The 19,926-nt window shown below is 63.4% G+C and carries 17 protein-coding genes and 1 pseudogene; 8 read left to right on the top strand and 10 right to left on the bottom strand.

Annotated elements, in window-relative coordinates; genetic code table 11:
- Positions 1–548, bottom strand: a pseudogene (locus CHB87_RS22360) (hypothetical protein); the annotation flags it as partial.
- Entirely contained in the window at positions 545–1,147 is a 603-nt protein-coding gene (locus CHB87_RS16975) for an RNA polymerase sigma factor (RefSeq protein ID WP_089409616.1), read from the bottom strand. The pseudogene CHB87_RS22360 and the gene CHB87_RS16975, both read right to left, overlap by 4 nt.
- Before the next feature lie 136 nt (positions 1,148–1,283).
- Between CHB87_RS16975 and ggt the strand changes: the two genes are divergently transcribed.
- From ggt to asnS, 3 genes are all read left to right on the top strand, one after another.
- Positions 1,284–3,167: a gamma-glutamyltransferase gene (gene ggt, locus CHB87_RS16970; protein WP_342743577.1), complete on the top strand. Its 1,884-nt coding sequence runs from the start codon at positions 1,284–1,286 to the stop codon at positions 3,165–3,167.
- A gap of 148 nt (positions 3,168–3,315) precedes the next feature.
- Positions 3,316–4,236 (top strand): sugar phosphate isomerase/epimerase family protein, encoded by a 921-nt coding sequence (locus CHB87_RS16965; RefSeq protein WP_089409615.1) that lies wholly within the window; start codon positions 3,316–3,318, stop codon positions 4,234–4,236.
- Positions 4,237–4,464: 228 nt separating this feature from the next.
- Positions 4,465–5,811 carry an asparagine--tRNA ligase gene (gene asnS / locus CHB87_RS16960; protein WP_089409614.1) on the top strand — a complete coding sequence of 449 codons (1,347 nt, stop codon included), beginning with the start codon at positions 4,465–4,467 and terminating at the stop codon, positions 5,809–5,811.
- 15 nt (positions 5,812–5,826) lie between these two features.
- On the opposite strand, the gene CHB87_RS16955 is transcribed toward asnS, so the two are convergent.
- The gene (locus tag CHB87_RS16955; protein ID WP_089409613.1) at positions 5,827–6,195 is read right to left on the bottom strand and encodes an HVO_A0114 family putative DNA-binding protein; all 369 of its coding nucleotides are present in this window, start codon (positions 6,193–6,195) and stop codon (positions 5,827–5,829) included.
- A 120-nt stretch (positions 6,196–6,315) separates the two neighbouring features.
- Here CHB87_RS16955 and CHB87_RS16950 point away from each other — a divergent pair, with 120 nt between their 5' ends.
- Positions 6,316–7,392: a carboxypeptidase-like regulatory domain-containing protein gene (locus CHB87_RS16950; RefSeq protein WP_089409612.1), complete on the top strand. Its 1,077-nt coding sequence runs from the start codon at positions 6,316–6,318 to the stop codon at positions 7,390–7,392.
- A 150-nt stretch (positions 7,393–7,542) separates the two neighbouring features.
- Here CHB87_RS16950 and CHB87_RS16945 read toward each other — a convergent pair whose 3' ends face one another.
- Positions 7,543–7,980, bottom strand: a complete 438-nt coding sequence (locus tag CHB87_RS16945) for a DUF1810 domain-containing protein (protein ID WP_089409611.1) — start codon at positions 7,978–7,980, stop codon at positions 7,543–7,545.
- Between the two features lie 92 nt (positions 7,981–8,072).
- Positions 8,073–8,627, bottom strand: a complete 555-nt coding sequence (locus CHB87_RS16940) for a DinB family protein (protein ID WP_089409610.1) — start codon at positions 8,625–8,627, stop codon at positions 8,073–8,075.
- A gap of 175 nt (positions 8,628–8,802) precedes the next feature.
- On the opposite strand from CHB87_RS16940, the gene CHB87_RS16935 reads away from it, so the two are divergent.
- Genes CHB87_RS16935 through CHB87_RS16925 form a run of 3 tightly spaced genes read left to right on the top strand, consistent with a single transcriptional unit; the run spans position 8,803 to position 10,320 of the window.
- Positions 8,803–9,294: a GreA/GreB family elongation factor gene (locus CHB87_RS16935; RefSeq protein WP_089409609.1), complete on the top strand. Its 492-nt coding sequence runs from the start codon at positions 8,803–8,805 to the stop codon at positions 9,292–9,294.
- Between the two features lie 4 nt (positions 9,295–9,298).
- Complete coding sequence (locus CHB87_RS16930; protein ID WP_089409608.1) at positions 9,299–9,685, top strand: VOC family protein; 387 nt, start codon at positions 9,299–9,301, stop codon at positions 9,683–9,685.
- On the top strand, positions 9,682–10,320 hold the full coding sequence (locus CHB87_RS16925) for a CDP-alcohol phosphatidyltransferase family protein (RefSeq protein WP_089409607.1): 639 nt from the start codon (positions 9,682–9,684) through the stop codon (positions 10,318–10,320). The genes CHB87_RS16930 and CHB87_RS16925 overlap by 4 nt, the downstream gene beginning before the upstream one ends.
- A 249-nt stretch (positions 10,321–10,569) precedes the next feature.
- Here CHB87_RS16925 and CHB87_RS16920 read toward each other — a convergent pair whose 3' ends face one another.
- The 5 genes from CHB87_RS16920 to CHB87_RS16900 all read right to left on the bottom strand — a co-directional run bounded on the left by CHB87_RS16920 (position 10,570) and on the right by CHB87_RS16900 (position 15,863).
- Complete coding sequence (locus CHB87_RS16920) at positions 10,570–11,268, bottom strand: alpha/beta hydrolase (protein ID WP_245818051.1); 699 nt, start codon at positions 11,266–11,268, stop codon at positions 10,570–10,572.
- Between the two features lie 249 nt (positions 11,269–11,517).
- Entirely contained in the window at positions 11,518–12,396 is an 879-nt protein-coding gene (locus tag CHB87_RS16915; protein ID WP_089409605.1) for an AraC family transcriptional regulator, read from the bottom strand.
- An 86-nt stretch (positions 12,397–12,482) separates the two neighbouring features.
- Complete coding sequence (locus CHB87_RS22650; protein WP_245818050.1) at positions 12,483–13,232, bottom strand: YcbK family protein; 750 nt, start codon at positions 13,230–13,232, stop codon at positions 12,483–12,485.
- Between the two features lie 177 nt (positions 13,233–13,409).
- Positions 13,410–14,372 (bottom strand): alpha/beta hydrolase, encoded by a 963-nt coding sequence (locus CHB87_RS16905; protein ID WP_089409604.1) that lies wholly within the window; start codon positions 14,370–14,372, stop codon positions 13,410–13,412.
- A gap of 111 nt (positions 14,373–14,483) precedes the next feature.
- Positions 14,484–15,863, bottom strand: coding sequence for a hypothetical protein (locus CHB87_RS16900; protein ID WP_142988398.1), 1,380 nt, complete (start codon positions 15,861–15,863; stop codon positions 14,484–14,486).
- Between the two features lie 427 nt (positions 15,864–16,290).
- On the opposite strand from CHB87_RS16900, the gene CHB87_RS16895 reads away from it, so the two are divergent.
- Entirely contained in the window at positions 16,291–19,917 is a 3,627-nt protein-coding gene (locus CHB87_RS16895; protein ID WP_176441823.1) for a TonB-dependent receptor, read from the top strand.
- Positions 19,918–19,926: the final 9 nt, after the last annotated feature.

Below are 19,926 nucleotides of genomic sequence, written 5' to 3'. Positions count from 1 at the left end.
GGCGGATCGGGAATCTTCACCTTCTCGAGCACGATCTTCGGCGGAACCGGCTTGATCACCGGCGGCTTGGGTAGAGGCTTCGGTGGCGGCTTCGGTGGCTCCGGCGGCTTAGGCTTCGGCTCATCCTTGATCGGAACCACCAGCGTGACCTGCTCTTTTTGTTTCTGCATCTGCACGTGCGTGGCCGCGCCGATGACGATGGCGATCGCCACGAGCGCAGCGTTCAGGCCGAGCGAGGCGAAGAGCGAACCCTTATCCTGCTTGCCGGAGTTCAGGACGCCGAAGTGGGCGAACTGGACATCCTTGACCGGTGTCTCGCTGACCAGCGGCGCAGGCGGCCGGCGCATGCCGGAGCGGTTCTGTCCCGGCGGCAGAGGGGGGCGATTGCTGGGCGGCTGAGTGGGAGGAGTCGTCATGGCTGGATCCTTTTCCTGATGGGCTGTTTGGAGAATGCGGGCCTGGAGGCTGGGCGGCGGAGCCTGGTTCACAGCTTCGTGGAGCACCGTGTCGATCAGAAGGTCGAGTTTTTCGTCATTCTGAGGATTCATCGGCGCACCTCGCTGCTTCCTTGCGTACCAGCCGCAAAACGTCGTTTCAGTTCGTTCCGGGCGCGCATGATGCGGGTCCGGACGGTGCCCTCCGGCAGGTCGAGCGTGTAGCCGACCTCGGCGGAGGAGATGCCTTCGACCGCGCTCAGCAGCAGCGGCTGACGCAGATCTTCGGGCAGGGCGTCGATCAGGCGATGGAGCAGCCTGCGCTGCGACATGTCGACCGCGCGATCCTCGGGCGAGTCGCCCGGCGCGGCCAGGTTCATCACCGTCACATCCTCGGCGTGCCGCATGGCTTTGGCGCCGGAGCGTGCGAGGTGGTTGAGCCCCACCCGCCAGACGGCTCGGGCAAGGAAGGCGCGCTCGTTCTCCATCTGGAGCCAGGCCTCGCCGCGAAAGAGTTTGAGCAGCGTCTCCTGGACGACATCTTCGGCGTCCTGCGGGTTTCGCACCAGGCTGAGGGCGATCCGGTACAGGAACTGCGTCTGCCGATGCACCAGGAGCGAAAAGGCCGCGTCCCGCCGGATGCCGCGGTCGCTGCTGCCCGGTGGATCGTTCGAGTGCGCCTGGTACACGATTGGCTCCTTCAGCCGGTTCATTTTTGACCTTCGTAACCACTATGACCGGGCGCGCAGTGGAAGTGTTCATTTTTCTTTCGTGAAAGGACGTCTTTGTGGTTCATGAGCCATATTCGCTACCGGATGGGAGTTGCAGGTATCCTGCAGAGACAGCGCCGTGTCGCGCCGTACGGAGTTCGTTGCAGGTCTGTTCGCAGGCCTCATTCGCGCGAAAGAATTCTTTGGAGTTACGCTGCCCATGCCCGTCGCCCAGCTTGTCGATTCGCCTGCCGTCCGCCGCCTGATCGCCTCCGCCGCCGTCTTGTCTCTGTACGCGTCAGTTTCCGCGCAGATGACGCAGCCGCCTCCGCTGCCGGTCGTTCCGCCGGTGAAGGCAAAGCATGCCATGGTGGTTTCGATTCAACACGATGCGACCGACGCCGGCCTGGAGATTCTGCAGAAGGGCGGCAACGCCGTGGACGCGGCCGTCGCGGTGGGGTTCGCGCTGGCCGTCGTCTATCCGCAGGCAGGCAACATCGGCGGCGGCGGATTCATGCTCATCCGGCTGAACGGGGAGAAGGGCAAGGCGGTCGAGACGCATTTTCTCGACTACCGCGAGCGCGCCCCGCAGGCCGCGACCGCCGATATGTATCTGGATAAGCAGGGCAACGTCGTTCCGGGGCTTTCGACCAGCGGGTATAAGGCGATCGGCGTTCCGGGAACGGTCGCCGGACTGGTCTACGCGCAGTCGCACTACGGCAAGCTGTCGCTGGCGGAGGATCTTGCCCCGGCCATCCGGCTGGCGGCCAATGGCTACGAACTGAGCGAGGAGGAGGCCAGGGCGCTCGGCAGCAAGAACCTGACGAAGTTCCCGGAGTCGGCGCGGGTCTTCCAGCGCGGAGGCGACCTGTATAAGGAGGGCCAGATCTTCGCGCAGCCGGACCTCGCGAAGACGCTGACCCGCATCGCGGTCGATCCGAAGGACTTCTACACCGGGCAGATCGCGCAGGGCATCGTGAAGACCGTGCAGAAGGGCGGCGGTCTGATTACCATGGCCGACCTGGCAGACTATAAGGTCAAGGACCGCGCGCCGCTGGTTGGGCACTACAAGGGATACGAGATCATCACCTCGCCGCCGCCGTCCTCGGGCGGGATCGTGCTGCTGGAGTCGCTGAATATCTTGTCGGGCTACGACCTGCCGAAGCTGGGTGCGGATCGGTCCGAGGCCCAGACGCACCTGATCGTCGAGGCCTTCCGCCGCGCCTACATGGACCGCGCCGACTACCTCGGCGACCCGGACTACACCGACCTGCCGCTGAAGCAGATGGGCGACCCGGCCTATGCGGCGGCATGGCGCAAGGGCATCGACCCGGTGAAGCCAAGCCCGTCCGACACGCTGAAGCGACCGGAAGGATTTTTGCCGCCTCCTCCCGTCGGTTTTACCCGCAAGGAGCCGATGGAGACGACGCAGTACTCGGTCGTCGACAAGCAGGGTAACGCCGTTTCAACGACTTACACGCTGAACGGGACGTTTGGCTGCGGCGCAACCGCCGAAGGGCTGGGTTTCCTCCTGAACAATGAGATGGACGACTTCGCCTCCAAGCCCGGCACGATGAACATGTTCCACCTGATTCAAGGGCCTGCCAATGCCATTGCGCCGGGGCACAGGCCGCTGTCGAGCATGACCCCGACGATCGTGACCAAGGACGGCAAGCTGTCGCTCGTGCTCGGCAGTCCCGGCGGGTCGACGATCATTACGACGGTCGCGAACGACCTGCTGAGCATCGTCGACAACGGCCTGAACGTGCAGCAGGCGGCGGATGCGCCACGCTTCCACCATCAATATCTGCCGGACGAGATTCAGGTGGAGAAACGCTTCGACCTGAAGGTCGTCGAGGAGCTGCGCGCGGCGGGGTATAAGGTCTCCCGCTCGAACGAGGCGGACGAGAAGAGCCCCGGCGTCTGGGGCGACAGCGAGCTGATCATGGTCGACCCGAAGACGGGACAGTTGCTCGCCGGACACGACCAGCGCAAGAGCTTCGGCAAGGCTGCGGGGTATTAACGTGGCTGCTTTGCCTCTCTATTTGTCATCCTTCGCGTAGCGGAGGATCTGCTCTTGTCTTCTGCATTCCCGGAACCGAATTGCGCAGCGAGCAGCCGACTCTTCCTGGTGCAACAAGTCGGCTGTTTACTGTACCGTTAAGAGCGTCATGCAATCCGCAATCTCCACCCAGGTCTTTCTTCCGCATCGTCTGCATCCCGGTCTGCTGGACGCGCTGCGTCACGGCGGCGCGGGCGTCATCGAGATCTTCGCCGCGCGCCATCACTTCGACTACGCCGACCGCTCGCAGGTCCGGGAGATCGCGCAGTGGTTCCGCGACACCGGCACGGGCGCCACGCTACACCAGCCGCTGACCACCGAGACGACCTGGTCGCGGCATGCGGGGCCGAACGTCAACCTCATCGCGCCCGAGAAGACGCACCGGATCGAGGCGATGGACGAGATCAAACGCGCCATCGAGTCGGCCGAGCTGATTCCCATCTCGGCCTGCGTGCTGCATCTGGGTATGTCGAACGATGTGTGGAGCGACCAGGCGCTTGAGCACTCGCTGACCGCCATCGAGCACCTGAAGGCGTTCGCCGCGCCGCTCGGCGTGCGGCTGCTGCTCGAGAATCTGCGGAACGAGATTACGACGCCCGAAAAGCTGCTGGCGATTCTGCGCATCGGCCACTTCGACTCGGTCGGCGTGTGTCTGGATGTCGGCCACGCGCATGTGAAGGGGCAGGATCTCGCGGCGATGCTCGAACTGTTGTCGCCCAGGATCGGCGAGGTGCATGTGCATGATAACAATGGCATGCGCGACGATCACCTGTGGCCGGCCTCGGGTACGGAGCGCGGCAGCGCCACGCTGAACGGGACGATCGACTGGGCGAAGACCTACCGGCTGCTGGCCTCTTTGCCGGTCCCGGGAGTGCTGGAGATCAAGCACGATCATGCCGGATCCACGGAGGACGTCACGCGGACCGCGGTGGAGGTCTTCTCGCACCAGCGGCGGCTGCTGGAGTATCGGGAGCCGACGAATCAGGAAGTGGAAGAGCGGGAACGGCAGGAGCTTCTGGAGCGTCAATAAAGTCCTGGAACTCCACCAATGCTCGTCATCCTGAGCGGAGCGAAGGCCCCCCGCATGGGTTATTGTTTGTTCTTTGCGTCGTTCACATGGCGGATGACGCTGAATTTGGATTCATGCCGCTCCGGGCAAAATACGGGGGTCCTTCGCTCCGCTCAGGATGACGGGCCTTTGTGTTGAGTCGCAAGTCGAATTGGAAGATGTAACAGATTTAGAACTGGAGTCGGAACCATGGAAACCTCTGTAACCACGACAGGCACCATCGCCACCATCGCCACGCTGGCCGCGCATGAAGGCGAGACCGTCACGCTGCGCGGCTGGCTCTACAACCTGCGCGCCTCGGGCAAGCTGCTCTTTCCCATCTTCCGCGACGGCACCGGGACGATCCAGGGCATCGTGCCCAAGGCGGCGGTGAGCGAGGAACTCTTCGAGACGCTGAAGAACCTGACGCTGGAGTCCTCCGTGAAGGTGACGGGCAAGGTCCGTGCGGACTCGCGTGCGCCGTCCGGCTTCGAGCTCGACGTGCAGGGGCTTGAGGTCGTCCAGCGCGTGGCCGACGAGACCCCGTTCCCCATCTCGCTCAAGGAGCATGGCGTCGACTTCCTCATGGAGCATCGTCACCTGTGGGTGCGGACGCCGCGACAGTCGGCGATTCTGCGTGTGCGTGCGACCATCATGCGCGCCGCGGCCGAGTACTTCGACAACAACGGCTTCACCCGCACCGATCCGCCGATCCTGACGCCGAACGCCTGCGAGGGCACCAGCGAGCTCTTCGAGATGGACTACTTCGGCGACGACAAGGCTTACCTGACGCAGTCGGGTCAGCTCTATATTGAAGCGACAGCGCTTGCCTTGGGAAAGGTCTACAGCTTCGGCCCGACCTTCCGGGCGGAGAAGTCGAAGACGCGCCGCCACCTGACGGAGTTCTGGATGGTCGAGCCGGAGATGGCCTTCGCCGAGCTGGAAGACATCCTGCAGCTTGCGGAGAACTATCTGAGCTACATCGTCGCCGAGGTGCTGAAGAAGCACCAGGCGGACCTGAAGGTGATCGGCCGCGACGTCTCGAAGCTGGAGACGATCAAGGCGCCCTTCCCGCGCATCAGCTACGACGAGGCGCACGCCATGCTGGCCGACGCCTTCGCCAAGGGGCTGATCGAGAACGAGCATAAGGACGGCGACGACTTCGGCTCGCCCGACGAGACCTACATCTCGAACCAGTTCGACCGTCCGGTGATGGTGCATCGCTACCCGGCGGCGTTCAAGGCGTTCTATATGCAGCCCGATCCGCAGGACCCGACCAAGGCGCTGTGCGTCGACGTGCTGGCGCCCGAGGGCTATGGCGAGATCATCGGCGGCTCGCAGCGCGTGGACAGCTACGATTTGCTGAAGTCGCGGATCGAAGAGCACGGCCTGCCGCTCGACGCCTTCCAGTGGTATCTCGACCTGCGCAAGTACGGGTCTGTCCCGCACGGCGGCTTCGGCATGGGCATCGAACGCGTGGTGGCGTGGATCTGCGGTCTGGACCACGTGCGTGAGACGATTCCGTTCGCGCGGACGCTGAACAGAATCTATCCATAAGAGAGTCGGCGATTTCTAAAAGCTGGACCGCAGCTCGAATTTCATCGCCACGGGCTCAACAATCTTCACGCGTCCGTGGCCGGGATTGATCTCTTCTCGCGTCCTCAGCACGCCGAAGCTTTCGAGCTTCACAATGTCGCGCCGGACGGATTTGGGGTCGCGGTTCAGCGCTGCGGCTAGACCGGAGACGGAGTAAGGCTTCGTCCGCGCCATCTTGCAGAGGCGAACACGCTCCGGCTGCAGAACTTCCAGCATGTCGTAGGCGGACTCGAAGTTGATCGTCATCTCCGGCTCGATCAACTCCTTCGCATCGAGCTTCCTGGCGCGGGCAAGAGCGCGTTCCTTGTATCCTTCGAATCCGTCGCTGCGTATCGTCAGCTTCATTGCTTTTCCTTTCGGAGTGCTTCGACCTCATCGAGGAAGGTTTGGATCAGCAAATCATAGTCTGTCCTTGCTAGAAGCAACTTCAATCATTGCGGTATCGTCTCCATAAGGGGAGTATTCATGGGCTCGGACGACTCGCAACGCAGACATTCGAAGCTCCTCAGTTTGATCGTCGTCGGGGCTGCGCTTCTCGGTGCGTCGGCAAGTCCTGGGCAGGCCCAATCGCCAAATGGCGCCCCCGCCGCCAGTCTGCCGCAAGCGCCGGAGCCGCAGGGCACGGCGATCATCTCAGGCTCCGTTACGGACACGCAGCAGGCGATCATTCCCGGCGCGAAGGTGACGCTGGAGGATGTCGCGACCAAGGTCACCCGCACCATCGAATCCGACTCCACGGGCGCGTTCCGGTTCGAGTCCATCGCGCCGGGGCAGTATGTCGTGCATGTCGCCGCGGTGAACTTTGCGCCGTGGAAGATTCGCGACGTCATCGTCCTGCATGAGGGCGAGAACTTCGCGATGCCGGTCGTCGAGCTGGGCGTCGAGGAGATCAACACCACGGTCAACGCCATCACGCAGGAAGACCTCGCCGAGCAGCAGATCACGGCCGAGATGCACCAGCGGATTCTGGGCGTGCTGCCGAACTTCTACGTCATCTACGAGCCGCACGCCGCGCCGCTGACGCGCAAGCAGAAGTTCAAACTGGCGGCGCGCGTCAGCACCGATCCGCTGACCTTCATGACCACCGGCATCACGGCCGGCATCGAGACCGCGCAGGGCGGTTTCTCCGACTACGGCGAGGGCGTTCCGGGCTATCTCAAGCGCTACGGCGCGGCCTATGGCGACCGGCTCAGCTCGACCATGCTGGGTGCGGCGCTCTTTCCGTCGCTGCTGCATCAGGATCCGCGCTACTTCTACCGGGGCCACGGACGCATCGTCACGCGCGCTCTCTACGCCATCTCGACGACGGTGATCTGCAAAGGCGACAACGGCAAGTGGCAGCCGAATGTCTCGAATGTGGCGGGTAATCTGGGCGCGGCGTTCATCTCGTCGACCTACTATCCGCGCGACCAGCGGCACAGCGTCCAGGTGACGGTCGACAATACTCTGATCGGCGTGGCGACGGGCGCGATCGGGACGCTGTTTCAGGAGTTTCTGCTGAAGCACGTGACGCATGGCGTGCCGCCGAAGCCGCTGCCGTAAGCTACGCGGCTTCCTTTCATCGGGCCACAAAATGTTTGTCATCCTGAGCGCAGCGAAGGATCTGCTTCTTGCCTGAAGCTCCTGGGTTGCTCCGGGAAAAGCGGGTCCTTCACTTCGTTCAGGATGACAGGCTTGAGTGGATGACTAGCCTCAGTGGCCCTTCAATTTCACCAGCGTCGCCTCATCCAGCTTGCCGCCGAAGTACTTCACCAGCACATCGGAGAAGAGCCGTTCATCTGGCGACGCCTGGTCGAAGAGCGTCATCGACGAGTGCAGCTTCAGGTAGTCGGGATAGCCGAAGATCCCCTCGGCGGTAAGGCCGTGGTGTTGCAGCAGGACGCCGGCGCACGCGCGCAGCCGGTAGCCGAGAATCTGGTGCTCCAGATAAGCCTCGGCCTCCTGGAGCGAGCCGATGGCGTAGTGCTCCGCCGTCACGCTGCTGCCTAACCCCTTGATTTGCGGGAAGATGAACCACATCCAGTGGCTCTGCTTGCGACCTTTGCGTAGCTCGGCGACGGCCTGGTCGTAGGCGCCGGCCTGCGCTTCGACAAAGCGCTGCAGGCGGTAGGAATCGTTTTCCTGGGTCATGGCGCTCTCCCTCTCACGCATGGGAGTGCCTGGGGAGACGGTGCGGTTGCCCCGCCGTAGGCTTGCTCCGGCGGGGCCTTTCTTCGGTGGACTTACTTCTCGCTGCTGGGCGGGACCAGACCCTTGAAACGCATGTAGAGCGCGAGCGTGGCGTACTGCTCGTTGTCGTGCGAGACGTTGCCCCAGAGCAGGCCGAGGCGCGAGCGCTTCTGCGGCCCGAGCGCCAGCATGTCGAGCGCGTTCGCGTCGGTCACGCCGGTGTAGGCCTTGTCGCAGAGCGCGAAGGAGGCCTTGAGCGCGTCGACGATGACGGCCTTCTCGGCGGTGTCCGACGGAGGCTTGACGGCGTCGCCTCCGTTGCCGCCCGAGGCGATCAGGCAGGTGCGGTTCTGCGCCTCGATGATGTGGTTCACGACGCGGGCGAAGGTGCGGATCTCGGGCGTGGGCTTCACCTGGTAGAGGTCGGCGGGGGTGTTCTCGGCGGCCTTCAGGATTTTCGGCTTCAGGCCGTTGTAGGAGCGCAGCACCTCGGCGGCGGGACCGCTGGGGCCGGCGGGCGGCGCGGGCGCCTGGGCGGATGCTGTCTGACAGGTCATGGCGGCCATCATCAGGCCGGCGCCAAGGCTCATTGCACGTACTGAACGCATCTCGATCTCCTAGTGTTTCGAAAGGGATTGCCCGATCAGGCTATCCTGCTGCGAGGCTGGCCACAAGCGGGAAGTTTCGGCCGGTTTGGGCCTGTCGCGGGACCGTCGTATAATCGTCTTTTCACACCCGTTTGCTCCGCTCGATCGCGAGCAGTATTTTCTGGAAGGTTGTCGCATGCCCGAACACATCAAGTCCAAGCTGGCCGAAGAGATCAAAGCGCTCGAGCACGAGCTGACCACCGAGCTGCCCGCCGAGATCAAGAAGGCCGTCGCGCTCGGCGACCTGTCCGAGAACGCCGAGTACCACATGGCGAAGCAGCGTCAGGTCTTCGTGAACGCCCGGCTGGGTCAGTTGAAGAAGCGCATGGGCGAGCTCGCCATGGTCAATCTGGCGAATATTCCGCACGATAAGGTCGGCTTCGGCTCGACCGTGACCGTCTACGACTCGACCAAGGACGAGACGATCGAGTACAAGCTGGTGACAAGCGAGGAGTCGGACGTCTCGAAGGGGCTGATCTCGACGACCTCGCCGATCGGCCGGTCGCTGGTGGGCAAGGTGATCGGCGATGTCGCCGTCGTCGTCACGCCGAACGGCAAACGCGAGCTCGAGGTGTTGAAGCTCTCGACGATTCACGATGTGGCGCTCGAAGAGACCGCCAAGGAATAGTTGCATGCTCGCAGACGCTCAGATTATCGGCTTCATCCCGGTCAGCAGCATCGAGACGGCGACGCAGTTTTACTGCGGCACGCTGGGGCTGCGCATGGTGGGGAACGACGGCTTCGCGCTCGTGCTCTCCGCCGGCGGAGTCATGGTGCGTTGCGCGGCGACGCCCGGATTCAAGCCTCAGCCGTTCACCATCTTCGGCTGGGAGGTTGTGGACGTCAACGCCAAGGCGCGCGAACTCGCCGCAGCCGGCATCGTCTTCCTGCGCTTCGACTTCTTTCAGCAGGATGAGGACGGCGTCTGGACCGCTCCCGGCGGCAGCAAGGTCGCGTGGTTCAACGACCTGGACGGCAACGTGCTTTCCCTCTCGCACCATGCGGTGGAGCAAGTATGACCTGGACGGGAGCATTCGGCAAAGGCAGCGGCTGGCTGCTGCAGAAGATCGTCAACGGGCTGGCGATCTCGAAGATCTCGCCCAACGCGCTGACCTTCATCGGCCTGCTCATCAATATCGTGGCGGCGTTCTTCTTCGGCTTCGCACGCGGCGACCACGCGGTGCGGTACTTCTTCTACGCCGGGCTGATCATCATCGGCGCGGGCGTCTTCGACATGGTGGACGGCCGCGTCGCGCGCCAGACCAATCAGGTCTCGGTCTTCGGCGCGTTCTTCGATTCGGTGATGGACCGCTACTCGGATGTCGCCATCTTCTTCGGCCTGCTGGTCTACTACGCACGCGGCAACCGGCTTTTTTACGTCGGCCTGGTCGCCTTCGTCATGACCGCGTCGCTGATGGTCAGCTACACGCGCGCCCGCGCGGAGGCGCTGATCGGAAGCTGCAAGGTCGGCTTCATGGAACGGCCGGAGCGCATCGTCTGCGTCATCCTGGGCGCGCTGTGCAACCGCTGGAACGTGATGGCCCCGGCTCTGTGGGTGCTGGCTTTCTTCTCGACCATCACGGTCATCCACCGCATTCGCTATACCTACCTCGAGACCGAGCGGCGCAAGGCGTTGGCCGCCGCAGTCCGGTAAGTCGCGTATACGCCCGCGCAAGTCTCCAGTCCGAGACGGGCTTTGAATCTCCAATACCGCTCAAGGTGTAACCCCTCCAAACGAACGATGCTCGTCAACCTGAGCGAAGCAAAGACCCCGTGGGTAAGACAGATACAAGGGGCCTTCACTCGGTTCAGGTGGACGAGCATGCTGGGTTGACTTCAGGTTGAAGGGTCCTCCGCTCCAGAGCGACGTGGCTGGATGGTCGTCGGCGCCCCGCAGTTCTTTCTACTTCGCGCCGGCGGCAGCGTCTTCGATCACCTTGGCGACTTCCTTCGGGTGCGACAGCATGACCACATGGCTCGACGGGAGGGTGGTGGTGGTGGCCTTGAGCTGCTTGGCCATGGCCGCTTCGTGCTCGGGTGCGATCATGTGGTCGTTCGAGGCGACGATGTACCACGAGGGCTTGGTGTGCCACGCGGCCTGCGTGGGCTGCGCCACGAAGATCGCTCCCGAGGTCTGCGGTTGAACGGCGGTGAGTAGAGCTTTTTCTTCTTTGCTCAGATCCTGGGCGAAGCCGGTCTCAATGCCATCGGCGGAGAGAAGCAGGAAGCCATCCGCCTGAGGTACGACCTTGTCCAGACCGATCGGCTTGGGGTAGGGCTTGGTGATATCGACGATGGATTGACCCGCATCCGGCGCGAAGGCCGCCGCGTAGACCAGACCGACGACCTTGGGGTCGTTGCCGGCCTCCGTGATGACGACCCCGCCGTAAGAGTGGCCGACGAGGATGACCGGGCCATCCTGCGCGGCGATGGCGCGTTTGGTTGCCGCGACATCTTCCTGGAACGACGTGAGCGGGTTCTGGACAGAGGTGACCTTATAGCCCTTCGCCAGCAGGAGGGGAATCACTTTGGACCAGCTCGATCCATCTGCGAATGCGCCGTGGACGAGAACGATATTTTTGGCGGGAAGTGTCTGGGACATGAGAGTTTCTCCGGTGGCTAGGACGCTGAGGACAAGGAGCAGTAGAAGCCGCTTCCACGTTGGACGCATTGGGTTTCTCCAAAAGACGAGAGCGCTCGGAGTGCTCGCGTCCGTTCTGTTTTCAATCGCAGCCGCCAGGGAAGGGCGCTCGGAGGGTCATCGCCGACGCCTGCGCTCGTATAGCTTTGGATGGAACTGTCGCAACGCGCAGTTACCGAATCTTGCTGCAAGTTGACATGGATTGCTGGATTAAAGGGAGTTTCGAAAGTTCGAGGGCGCCACGCCGGCGGCCTTGCGAAAGGCGCGGGTGAAGTGGCTCGCATGCGCGAAGCCAACGTGAACCCCCACCTCGGCGATGCTGAGGCTGCTGGTCTCGAGCAGAAACCGCGCATGGTCCATGCGGCGATTCAGGACATACTGGCCTGGCGTCACCCCCACGCTTTGCTTGAAGGCGCGAAGGAAGTGGAAGGCGCTGAGTCCGGCGATGGCGGACAACTCGGCCAGGGTAATCGACTGCTTGAGATGATCCGCGACATAGGCCTGCACCGCGCGAATCTGCTTCGGGGCGAGCCGTCCGCAGGCCTTCGACGGGCGCGGCGTGGCCGCGGCATGCTGGCACAGGGCCAGCGCGATGGCCGTGGCGATGCATTCCAGGCCGAAGTGGTCGTGGGTGCTGGGTTCGCTGCTCTCGTGGTCCAACGCCCGCATCAGGTGCTCGACCTTCGGCGGGCTGGCTGCGAGCGATTGAACGATTGCGGTCGAATGCCTGCCGCCGGCGGACTGCACCATGTCGTCGAAGCGGGCTGGATCGAACGCCAGTGCGATGCCCTGCATCGGGCCTTCAAAACGAACCCCATGCCGGCTGCCCTGGGGCATGACCCAGAGCGAGCCCGGCCGCACCCATCGGATGCCCGAGAAGTCGGGGCTTTTCACCTCTGCCCGCGCAGCCGGACCGGTATGCAGGTAGAGGTTATGTTGTTGCGGCTCGCGCTCTGGAAACTCCATCGGGTCGATGGCATGGCGCTCGACATGCACGCCGCGCGCAGCAAGCCCCGGATGTCGCAGGAGGACATTCGGGACGATGGGAATAATCTTGCTTCCCTGGCGTACAGAGATCGAATCGTTCACAGGTAACCCCCATCGCGCATTGCGGTCTTCAGGGATCTTCGAACGCGCCCCCTTTCCGCACAAGCCTCGATAGGGCTAACCGCAGGCTAGCTGCGTTTCGACCGGCGTGAACGCCGGCGTCCATGACCACGCGCCTTGCGCGCGTGCGGAGCATACGTCCACTCCCGCACCGGGCCAACGTCGACATGGACGAACTGGGCCTTCGGGTAGTAGCCCACGCCGCCGACGCCTAGCTCCAGCGCCGCATCGCGCAGGGTTGCGGCGGGAACGCCGTCCACGCGCAGATCGATCGCCTTGGCCTCAATGTGTTCGGAGTGCTTGGCGGCGTTGGTTTTGCCGCTCTCGCGCAGGGCGTCGTTGGTCTCCTGCGACCGGTAGCCGCTAAGAATGTCGATCACGCTGCCGGGTTTGTTCACCTTGGCGAGCATGGTGTGGAGCACGTCGAACTCGCGGGGGTCATACTCGCTGACCTCCTGGTTGTGGCTGTCGCGCAGGAAGGTGTTGAGCTTGTCGAGCGCCTCGGGAATGTAGGTATCGCCGATCCGGTAGACGACGTCGACCATCTCGTTGGTGTGGGCGCGGACGAGCTTCAGCTCGTACTGCTTGCCGTCCGCTGGGGCCTCTTCATCTTCGTCGAGCAGCAGGCCGGCGCCGGGTACGGTGACATCGGCGAAGACATGAGCCAGGGCGCGCAGGCGAGGGTGACGGCGTGCGAGCGACCGATGGTGGGTTGCGGCATTCGCCGCGGGGGCGGCTACGCAGAACAGGGCTAACGCGCAGAGCGCAGGGAGCTTCTTGGAAAACAGGGCCGAGCGAAGGGAGGCTGTAAAAAACAAATCGGCAAATCTCCAGGTTCAGGTTTGCGCGGTGCTTGGACTCGAAACCTGAAATGCGGGTTGCCAGTCGTCATTCGCTTTGTCGAGTTTACCCCATGCCATTCGTACCGTGGCCATGCAACCTTCGGGTGAGCGGTTATCCGATGCGGTACATAGGCTGAGGGCGGGTCAGGTTGCTTATCTTGTCAGGACGCCGATAGTCGCGAGCCAGGTCTCGACCAGCTCGGGCCACTTCGTCGCAGGCAGCTTCGTGCGGCGGAGGCCGAAGGCGTGGCCGCCCTGCGCGTAGAGGTGCATCTCGACCGGCACGCCGGCCTTCTTCAACCCGGCGTAGTAGGCGAGCGACTGCGCGACGCCGTCGACGTAGTCGTCCTCGTTCTGCAGCAGGAAGGTGGCCGGCGCGTCGTGCGGGATGTGGCCGGCGACGGCGGGCTTCAGGTTGAGGCTGCCGTTCGCGGACAGGTGTCCGGGGTAGATGGCGATGGCGAAGTCTGGGCGGCAGCTCTCTTGGTCTGCCGCATCGACCGCCGGGTAAAGATGCTCGTTGAAGTAGATGCTGGTCGCCGCGACCAGGTGTCCGCCGGCGGAGAAGCCGAGCACGCCGATCCTGTGCGGGTCGATATGCCACTGAGCCGCGTGGTGACGCACCAGCCGGATCGTCCGCTGCGCGTCCTCGAGCGCGATGGGCGAGTCCGGGAAGGCGCCCGAGCGGGGATACGGCGCGGGCTTCGCGTAGAGCTTTTCACCGGGCACGCGGTACTTCAGCAGCACGCAGGTGACGCCCTTCGCGGTCAACCAGTCGCAGACCTCCGTGCCTTCGAGATCGATGGCGAGGATGGTGTAACCGCCGCCGGGAAAGACGACGACCGCCGCGCCCGTATTCGCGCCCTTGGGCGGATAGACGGTCATGGTGGGGATGGAGACGTTCTCGACCGCGACCCACGGCTTGCCGGCGACGAGCGCGTCCTTGCCGCCGGCCGTCTCGGCGTACTCGGGCGCTGAGACGGGCTGGGCGCTGGGCGGTTTGCCGGGCCAGATCGGCGTCTGCGTGTGTCCCGGCGTGGGCTGCCAGGTAAAGGTCTGCGCCGTGAGACGGCCGAACCCGCATACGACACAAAGAGTGAACAGCAGAGATCTCATCGCAGCCCCCCGAGGCCTGGTGCAAGGCCAGTTCTACGGGCCAGGGAGCGGTGGACAGGTGTGCAAAAGCCCGCAAGCGGAGGGTGGAATCGAATCGATTAACAAGGGTTGCTAAGGCAGCTTCGTCCGCAGCGTGGTCATCAGCTCTTCGTACGCCTTCCAGCGGGCTTTTTGCTCCTCTGGTGTTGAAGATGCGGCGGGCAGAGCGGCTGCGATGCGGCGGGGGCCATCGGTGTACGCCAGCATGTAGCTGCGGTACTCGTTCATATAGAGGAGTGAGGCGTCAGGTTGCGCCATCAGCACCTCGTCCGAGAGCCGGTTGTCCGCGCGGACGTACTCCAGCCGCCCGTCCAGGTACTCGCGTGCGATCGCCGGTTCGGCCGAGCTCAGCTCGCGGATCGCCGCGCTGATGGCGACGTACCGCGCGGCCTCGGCGGGTTTCATGCCAGCGAGCGGGAAGAGGATGTCGCGTTCCACCTGCGCGCGCTCGGCGGTCGAGAAGGCAAGCCGGGGCGCGTACGCCGCCTCCGCCTCCGAGAGGTAGGACTGCGGGCTGAAGGTGAGCTGCGCCTCCAGCTCCGGCCAGCCGCGTCCCAGGCGCAGCGTCCGGTCACGCAACGTGTTGAAGACATGGTGCCCGGGATAGCCCTCGTGGCAGGCCAGCTCCAGCGCGTCGTCCACCGTGATGGGGTAGTCGAGGTTCAGCGAGATGGTGCTGTGCGCGTCACCCCGGTAGCGGCTGAAGGCGCTCCACGGCTGCCGGTGGACGAAGGTCAGGTCGACCGACTCGCCGGCCGGCAGGGTGATGTGTTCGAGCGTGCGCTGGCGGCAGGCGTCGAGCGCGGCGGTCATGACGGCTCGCAGTTTTTCGGGCGGGATCAGAAAACGCGCATCGTACGCGCCGTAGCGAATCGCCTCCGACTTGCCGGCAGCGGTCGTTGGGAGCTGGCGCAGGATCTCCGTGCGCATAGCCCTGCGCCGCGCCGCCTCGGCGTCGGTGTCGGGCAGGCGGGTGGTCGCGAAAAGAGCCGCGGCCTCGCTGTCGAAGTCGAGATAAACGCCGGCCCGCACCATGCGGACCCGCGCCCGCACGGCGGCAAGCTGCCCGCGCAGGAACTCCCGCCGCGGCTGGTCCTCTTTCATGAAAGCAAGATGCTGGAGGCGGGACTCGAGCGCCGCGGCCTCGCCGTCGATCTCGTCGAAGCTCGCGTAGGCTCGCTTCACCTCGTCCGCGACCGTGGCCGGCGCGACCGAAAAGTCGAGCGAGTCGGGATCGCGTTCGCCCAGCGCAAGCGCCACGCGGACATAGTCGCGGGCGATGGAATCGACGTTGTCGGGCCGGCTGGCGGCCTCCCATGGGGCGTGCGAAAGGGCTGGCGCCGGCGCCGGTTCCCGTGTCCGGCAGCCTCCGGCAAGGAGTAGAAGACAAAGCGAAGCTCCGGCTCGGAGGCTGCGAATAACCGTGTCCGGACGTGCCTGACTCTGCATCATGCTTTCAGCTATACAGGGATTCGAGCGTGGGACACAAGCCGGAACGTGCGTTTGGCGCGCGAATCTTGCACGCACCTGCGATCCTCTATGCGGCCAATAAGCAACCTCGATTTTTTGTTTAATCCGTTTACTGACCCTCACCCCCCCTGATACTTTAGTCCTAACCCCCAAACGTCAACGTCGACGAGTTCGGAACGTAGCGCACCTTCCGCGTAGCTTTCACGGTCTCAGGACCGTTCGTAGAGATGTGCGCCTGACATTGCGTACCGCCGAGTGGTTTCAGGCGCCGTGCCCCATAAGGGGGCGACGCCGCGCCACCGTTCACCCTTTCAGGAGGTTTCACATGCAGGCTGCGTCAAGATTGCGGTCTTTCCCAGCACTCTGTACTGCGCTTTTATTGGGCGTCCTAGCCTTTTCTCCATCCCTCATGGCGCAAAACTCCAGCTCGATCGAAGGCGTCATCACCGACGCCACCGGCGCGGCTGTCGGCGGCGCCACCGTCACCGTTCGGAACACGGATACGGGCATCACGCGTACCGTCAAGACGGACGCAGCCGGCCGCTACTCCGTCACCGCTCTCGGTAACGGCTCGTATGCGATCTCCGCCGTTGCGGCTAACTTCAGCACGACCTCGCTGACGGGCGTCAAGCTCGATATCTCGCAGACCCTCAAGGAAGACATCGCCCTCACGGTCGGTGGCGCCAGCGATCAGGTCAGCGTCGAAGCAGCCGCGCTGAGCACCGAAACCGAGACCTCCTCGAACGGTCAGACCCTGGACCAGAAGAGCGTCGCCGAGCTTCCGCTGGCCAATCGCCAGTTCTACAACCTCGTCGAAGTCGCTCCCGGCGTCGTGCCTCCCGCACAGGCATCCTCGATGGGCTTCCGCGGCGGTATGAACATCAACGGCGCACCCGAAACGACGAACCTCTTCGTCGTCAACGGTACGTGGAACATCGACATGGGCACCAACCAGGACTCCTTCCGTCCGTCGGTCGACACCATCGCCGAGTTCAAGGTGCTCTCGGGTAACTACTCCGCAGAGTATGGCCGCCTTCAGGGTGGTCAGATTCTGATCACGACCAAGCAGGGTTCGAACAAGCTGCATGGCTCGATCTACGAGTTCATCCGTAACGGCGCCATCGAAGCCAAGCCCTGGAGCTCGTCCGTTCAGACCGTTACCCCGGCCTTCAAGCAGAACACCTTCGGCGCGACCCTCGGCGCTCCGATCCTCAAGGATAAGGCGTTCGTCTTCGTCGGCTACGAAGGTCAGCGTATCCGTCAGCAGGCCGTCGCTGTCAACCAGGTTCCGACCACTTGGACCGCAGCCGGTTGCCTTCCTGGCACGGTACAGGCCTACGATCCTCTCACCGGCACTCCGCTCACCAGGGGCAACACCGGCGCCTGCGCCGGCGCTCCGGGTCAGGGCTACGACCTTACCGCTCTCTCGGAGTGGACGGGGGCGTCTGCTCAGCTCGGCCGCCTGATGGAATCGCTCGCTTATCCCAACCCGAACATCGCAACCGCGCTCAACCCCACCAGTGGCGGATTCCTCGCTGCGGCGACGTCGGACTATAACTTCAGCGAAACTCGTAAAGAGACGATGGACGAGGTCAACTCGCGCGTCGACTACAAGATGAACGACCACAACTCGTTCTACGAGAGCTACAACTACTTCCACGACCCGTCGTTCGAGCCTTCGAACTCGCTCTGCGCGACGCGCAACATGCCGAACTTCGGCTGCTTCACCAACCAGACCTCCCAGCTCGCCAACATCGGTTGGATTCACATCTTCCCGGGCAGCAACCTGATTAACGACGCCCGTGCGGGCTTCCAGCGCCTGGTGCAGCCGCGCGTTCAGGAAGACAACACGACCATCGGTTCCAAGTGGCCCGGTTTCTCCGGTCAGCTCGGCCAGACCGCCGTCGCGAACAACTACGGTCTGCCTTCCATCACCGTCTCGGGCAACTACACCACGACCGGCGGCCAGACCAACCTTCCTCAGGATCGTTGGGACGACCACTTCCAGTTCATCGATACGCTGACCTGGAGCCACAAGAGCCACACCTTCAAGGCTGGCATCGATACTCTGTGGACGAACACGACCGAATATGAAGTCAGCAACGGCCGTGGCGCTCTGACCTTCAACCCCGCTACGCTCGCGTCGACCAACGCTTCTTCGAGCTGCCCGAAGTGCGGTACTACCGGCGATCCGATCGGCGATATCCTGCTGGGCTTCCCGTCGGCTACCTCGGTGACGCCCTCCGCTCCGAATATCTATAACAACTACCGCTCCGTCGACCTCTTCCTGCTCGATGACTGGAAGGTTCGCAAGAACCTGACCCTCAATCTCGGTCTTCGTTGGGAAATCGATCCGCCCGTCGTGGAAAAGAATGGCTCGATGATTACGTTCTCGCCGTCGTCCCCGAACCAGCTCTACCCGGGCGCTTCCAACCAGACGGTCGGCTTCTCGAACCCGAACAGCGCCATTACCACCGCAAAGCAGACAGGCAACCGCAGCGTCTACCACGGCGACTACAACAACGTAGCCCCTCGCGTCGGCTTCGCGTGGCAGCCATTCAACAACGAGAAGACCGTTATCAAGGGCGCTTACGGTGTCTTCTTCACCTCGCCTGAGATGTTCAACGAGTTCCTCTCCTACAGCCTTGGTTATCCGGTCCGTTACGCCAAGACCTATGCTCCCGCTCCGGTCTCCGCAAGCGGCCAGATCACTCTGGCGAATCCGTTCCCGAACGATCTGCCGACGCCTGGTTCGCCCTACTGCGTTGCCGGCGCATCGACTGGTTGCACCACGCCGAATCCCTCGATCGCCGGTTGCGCCTCTCCCTGCGGTCTCATCCCGGTCATCACCAGCACGGAGGTCGATCCGAAGTTCGCCACACCCTATGTCCAGCAGTGGACTCTTGGTGTACAGCGCCAGCTCACCCGCAACACGATCTTCGAGGCGCTCTACTTCGGCAACAAGGGATCGAAACTGTCCTACGGCACAGCTGCGGTTCTGAACCCGAACGCCAACCCCGACGCTGATACCCTCGGCCAGAACTACACCCAATCCACCTCCGCCACCACCGGTTACACCACCTACTCTGCGGTTGGCGCGGCTGCCCTTCAGGCTCTCCGCGTATACCCCCAGTGGGGTGCGATCGGTATCCACAAGACCGGTTTCAACTCCTTCTATCACTCGCTCCAGAGCCGCGTTCAGACCAGCACGAAGAACGGCACCTCGATCCTGGTCTCCTACACCTATGCCAAGGCTGAAGACGAACTCACCTCGGCGCAGAACCCGATCAACCAGCACGGCGACAAGGGCCTTTCGGTCTTCAACGTCAAGCACCGTCTCGTCGTCAGCCCGGTCGTTCCGCTTCCGTTCGGTAAGGGTCAGCCCTGGCTCAACAACGGCCTTGGGTCTGCGATCTTCGGCGGATTCCAGCTCTCGGGCATCTGGCAGTACTTCGGCGGCCGTCCTTTCCCGATCACCGATTCCACCAACCAGAGCAGCTCGGCTGGCGGCGGCGATCGTCCGGATGTCATCGTCGGACAGAACCCCAACGGCTACGACAGCGCCAACGCAAGCAATATCCACAATGCCAAGGAGTGGTTCAACATCCACGCCTTCGCTTACAACCCGCCCGGAACCTACGGAACGGCTGCTCCGAACATGCTCATCGGTCCGGGCTGGGACGAAGTCGACCTCACCTTCGGCCGTACCTTCTCTGTCCGCGACTGGGCGAAGGTTCAGTTCAAGGTCGATGCCTTCAACATCGCCAACCACCCGAACCTCATGAACCCCAGCGCTTCGTTTGCCGGATCCCCCGGCTACAATCCGGTCAAGAGCGCAACGACCGGAGCGTATACGTACTCCACCGGTTTCACCAGCCTCGCATACCCGACCCAGGCCGGGTACTGCACCACCAACACCACCACGGTGGCCAACGACGGTCGCGCTATTGGTTGCACGGCTCCCGGTTCGTTCGGAACCATCACGGCAGCCAACAACATGCGCGAGATTCAGGCCAGCATCCACGTCTCGTTCTAACCGCAACGC

This window comes from Granulicella rosea (assembly GCF_900188085.1).
GTDB lineage: Bacteria > Acidobacteriota > Terriglobia > Terriglobales > Acidobacteriaceae > Edaphobacter > Edaphobacter rosea.
Note: the sequence above shows the minus strand (reverse complement) of the source record. Positions and strands in the feature narration are given on the sequence as shown.

Coding starts and splice junctions, on each gene's coding strand:
- CHB87_RS16955 (WP_089409613.1), bottom strand. CDS start 6,195: ATGAAGCTGACGATACGCAGCGACGGATTCGAAGGATACAAGGAACGC.
- CHB87_RS16945 (WP_089409611.1), bottom strand. CDS start 7,980: ATGACCCAGGAAAACGATTCCTACCGCCTGCAGCGCTTTGTCGAAGCG.
- CHB87_RS16975 (WP_089409616.1), bottom strand. CDS start 1,147: ATGAACCGGCTGAAGGAGCCAATCGTGTACCAGGCGCACTCGAACGAT.
- CHB87_RS16930 (WP_089409608.1), top strand. CDS start 9,299: ATGCTCGCAGACGCTCAGATTATCGGCTTCATCCCGGTCAGCAGCATC.
- CHB87_RS16905 (WP_089409604.1), bottom strand. CDS start 14,372: ATGAGATCTCTGCTGTTCACTCTTTGTGTCGTATGCGGGTTCGGCCGT.
- CHB87_RS16965 (WP_089409615.1), top strand. CDS start 3,316: ATGCAATCCGCAATCTCCACCCAGGTCTTTCTTCCGCATCGTCTGCAT.
- CHB87_RS16920 (WP_245818051.1), bottom strand. CDS start 11,268: ATGTCCCAGACACTTCCCGCCAAAAATATCGTTCTCGTCCACGGCGCA.
- CHB87_RS16935 (WP_089409609.1), top strand. CDS start 8,803: ATGCCCGAACACATCAAGTCCAAGCTGGCCGAAGAGATCAAAGCGCTC.
- CHB87_RS16895 (WP_176441823.1), top strand. CDS start 16,291: ATGGCGCAAAACTCCAGCTCGATCGAAGGCGTCATCACCGACGCCACC.
- CHB87_RS16950 (WP_089409612.1), top strand. CDS start 6,316: ATGGGCTCGGACGACTCGCAACGCAGACATTCGAAGCTCCTCAGTTTG.
- CHB87_RS16900 (WP_142988398.1), bottom strand. CDS start 15,863: ATGATGCAGAGTCAGGCACGTCCGGACACGGTTATTCGCAGCCTCCGA.
- CHB87_RS16940 (WP_089409610.1), bottom strand. CDS start 8,627: ATGCGTTCAGTACGTGCAATGAGCCTTGGCGCCGGCCTGATGATGGCC.
- asnS (WP_089409614.1), top strand. CDS start 4,465: ATGGAAACCTCTGTAACCACGACAGGCACCATCGCCACCATCGCCACG.
- CHB87_RS16925 (WP_089409607.1), top strand. CDS start 9,682: ATGACCTGGACGGGAGCATTCGGCAAAGGCAGCGGCTGGCTGCTGCAG.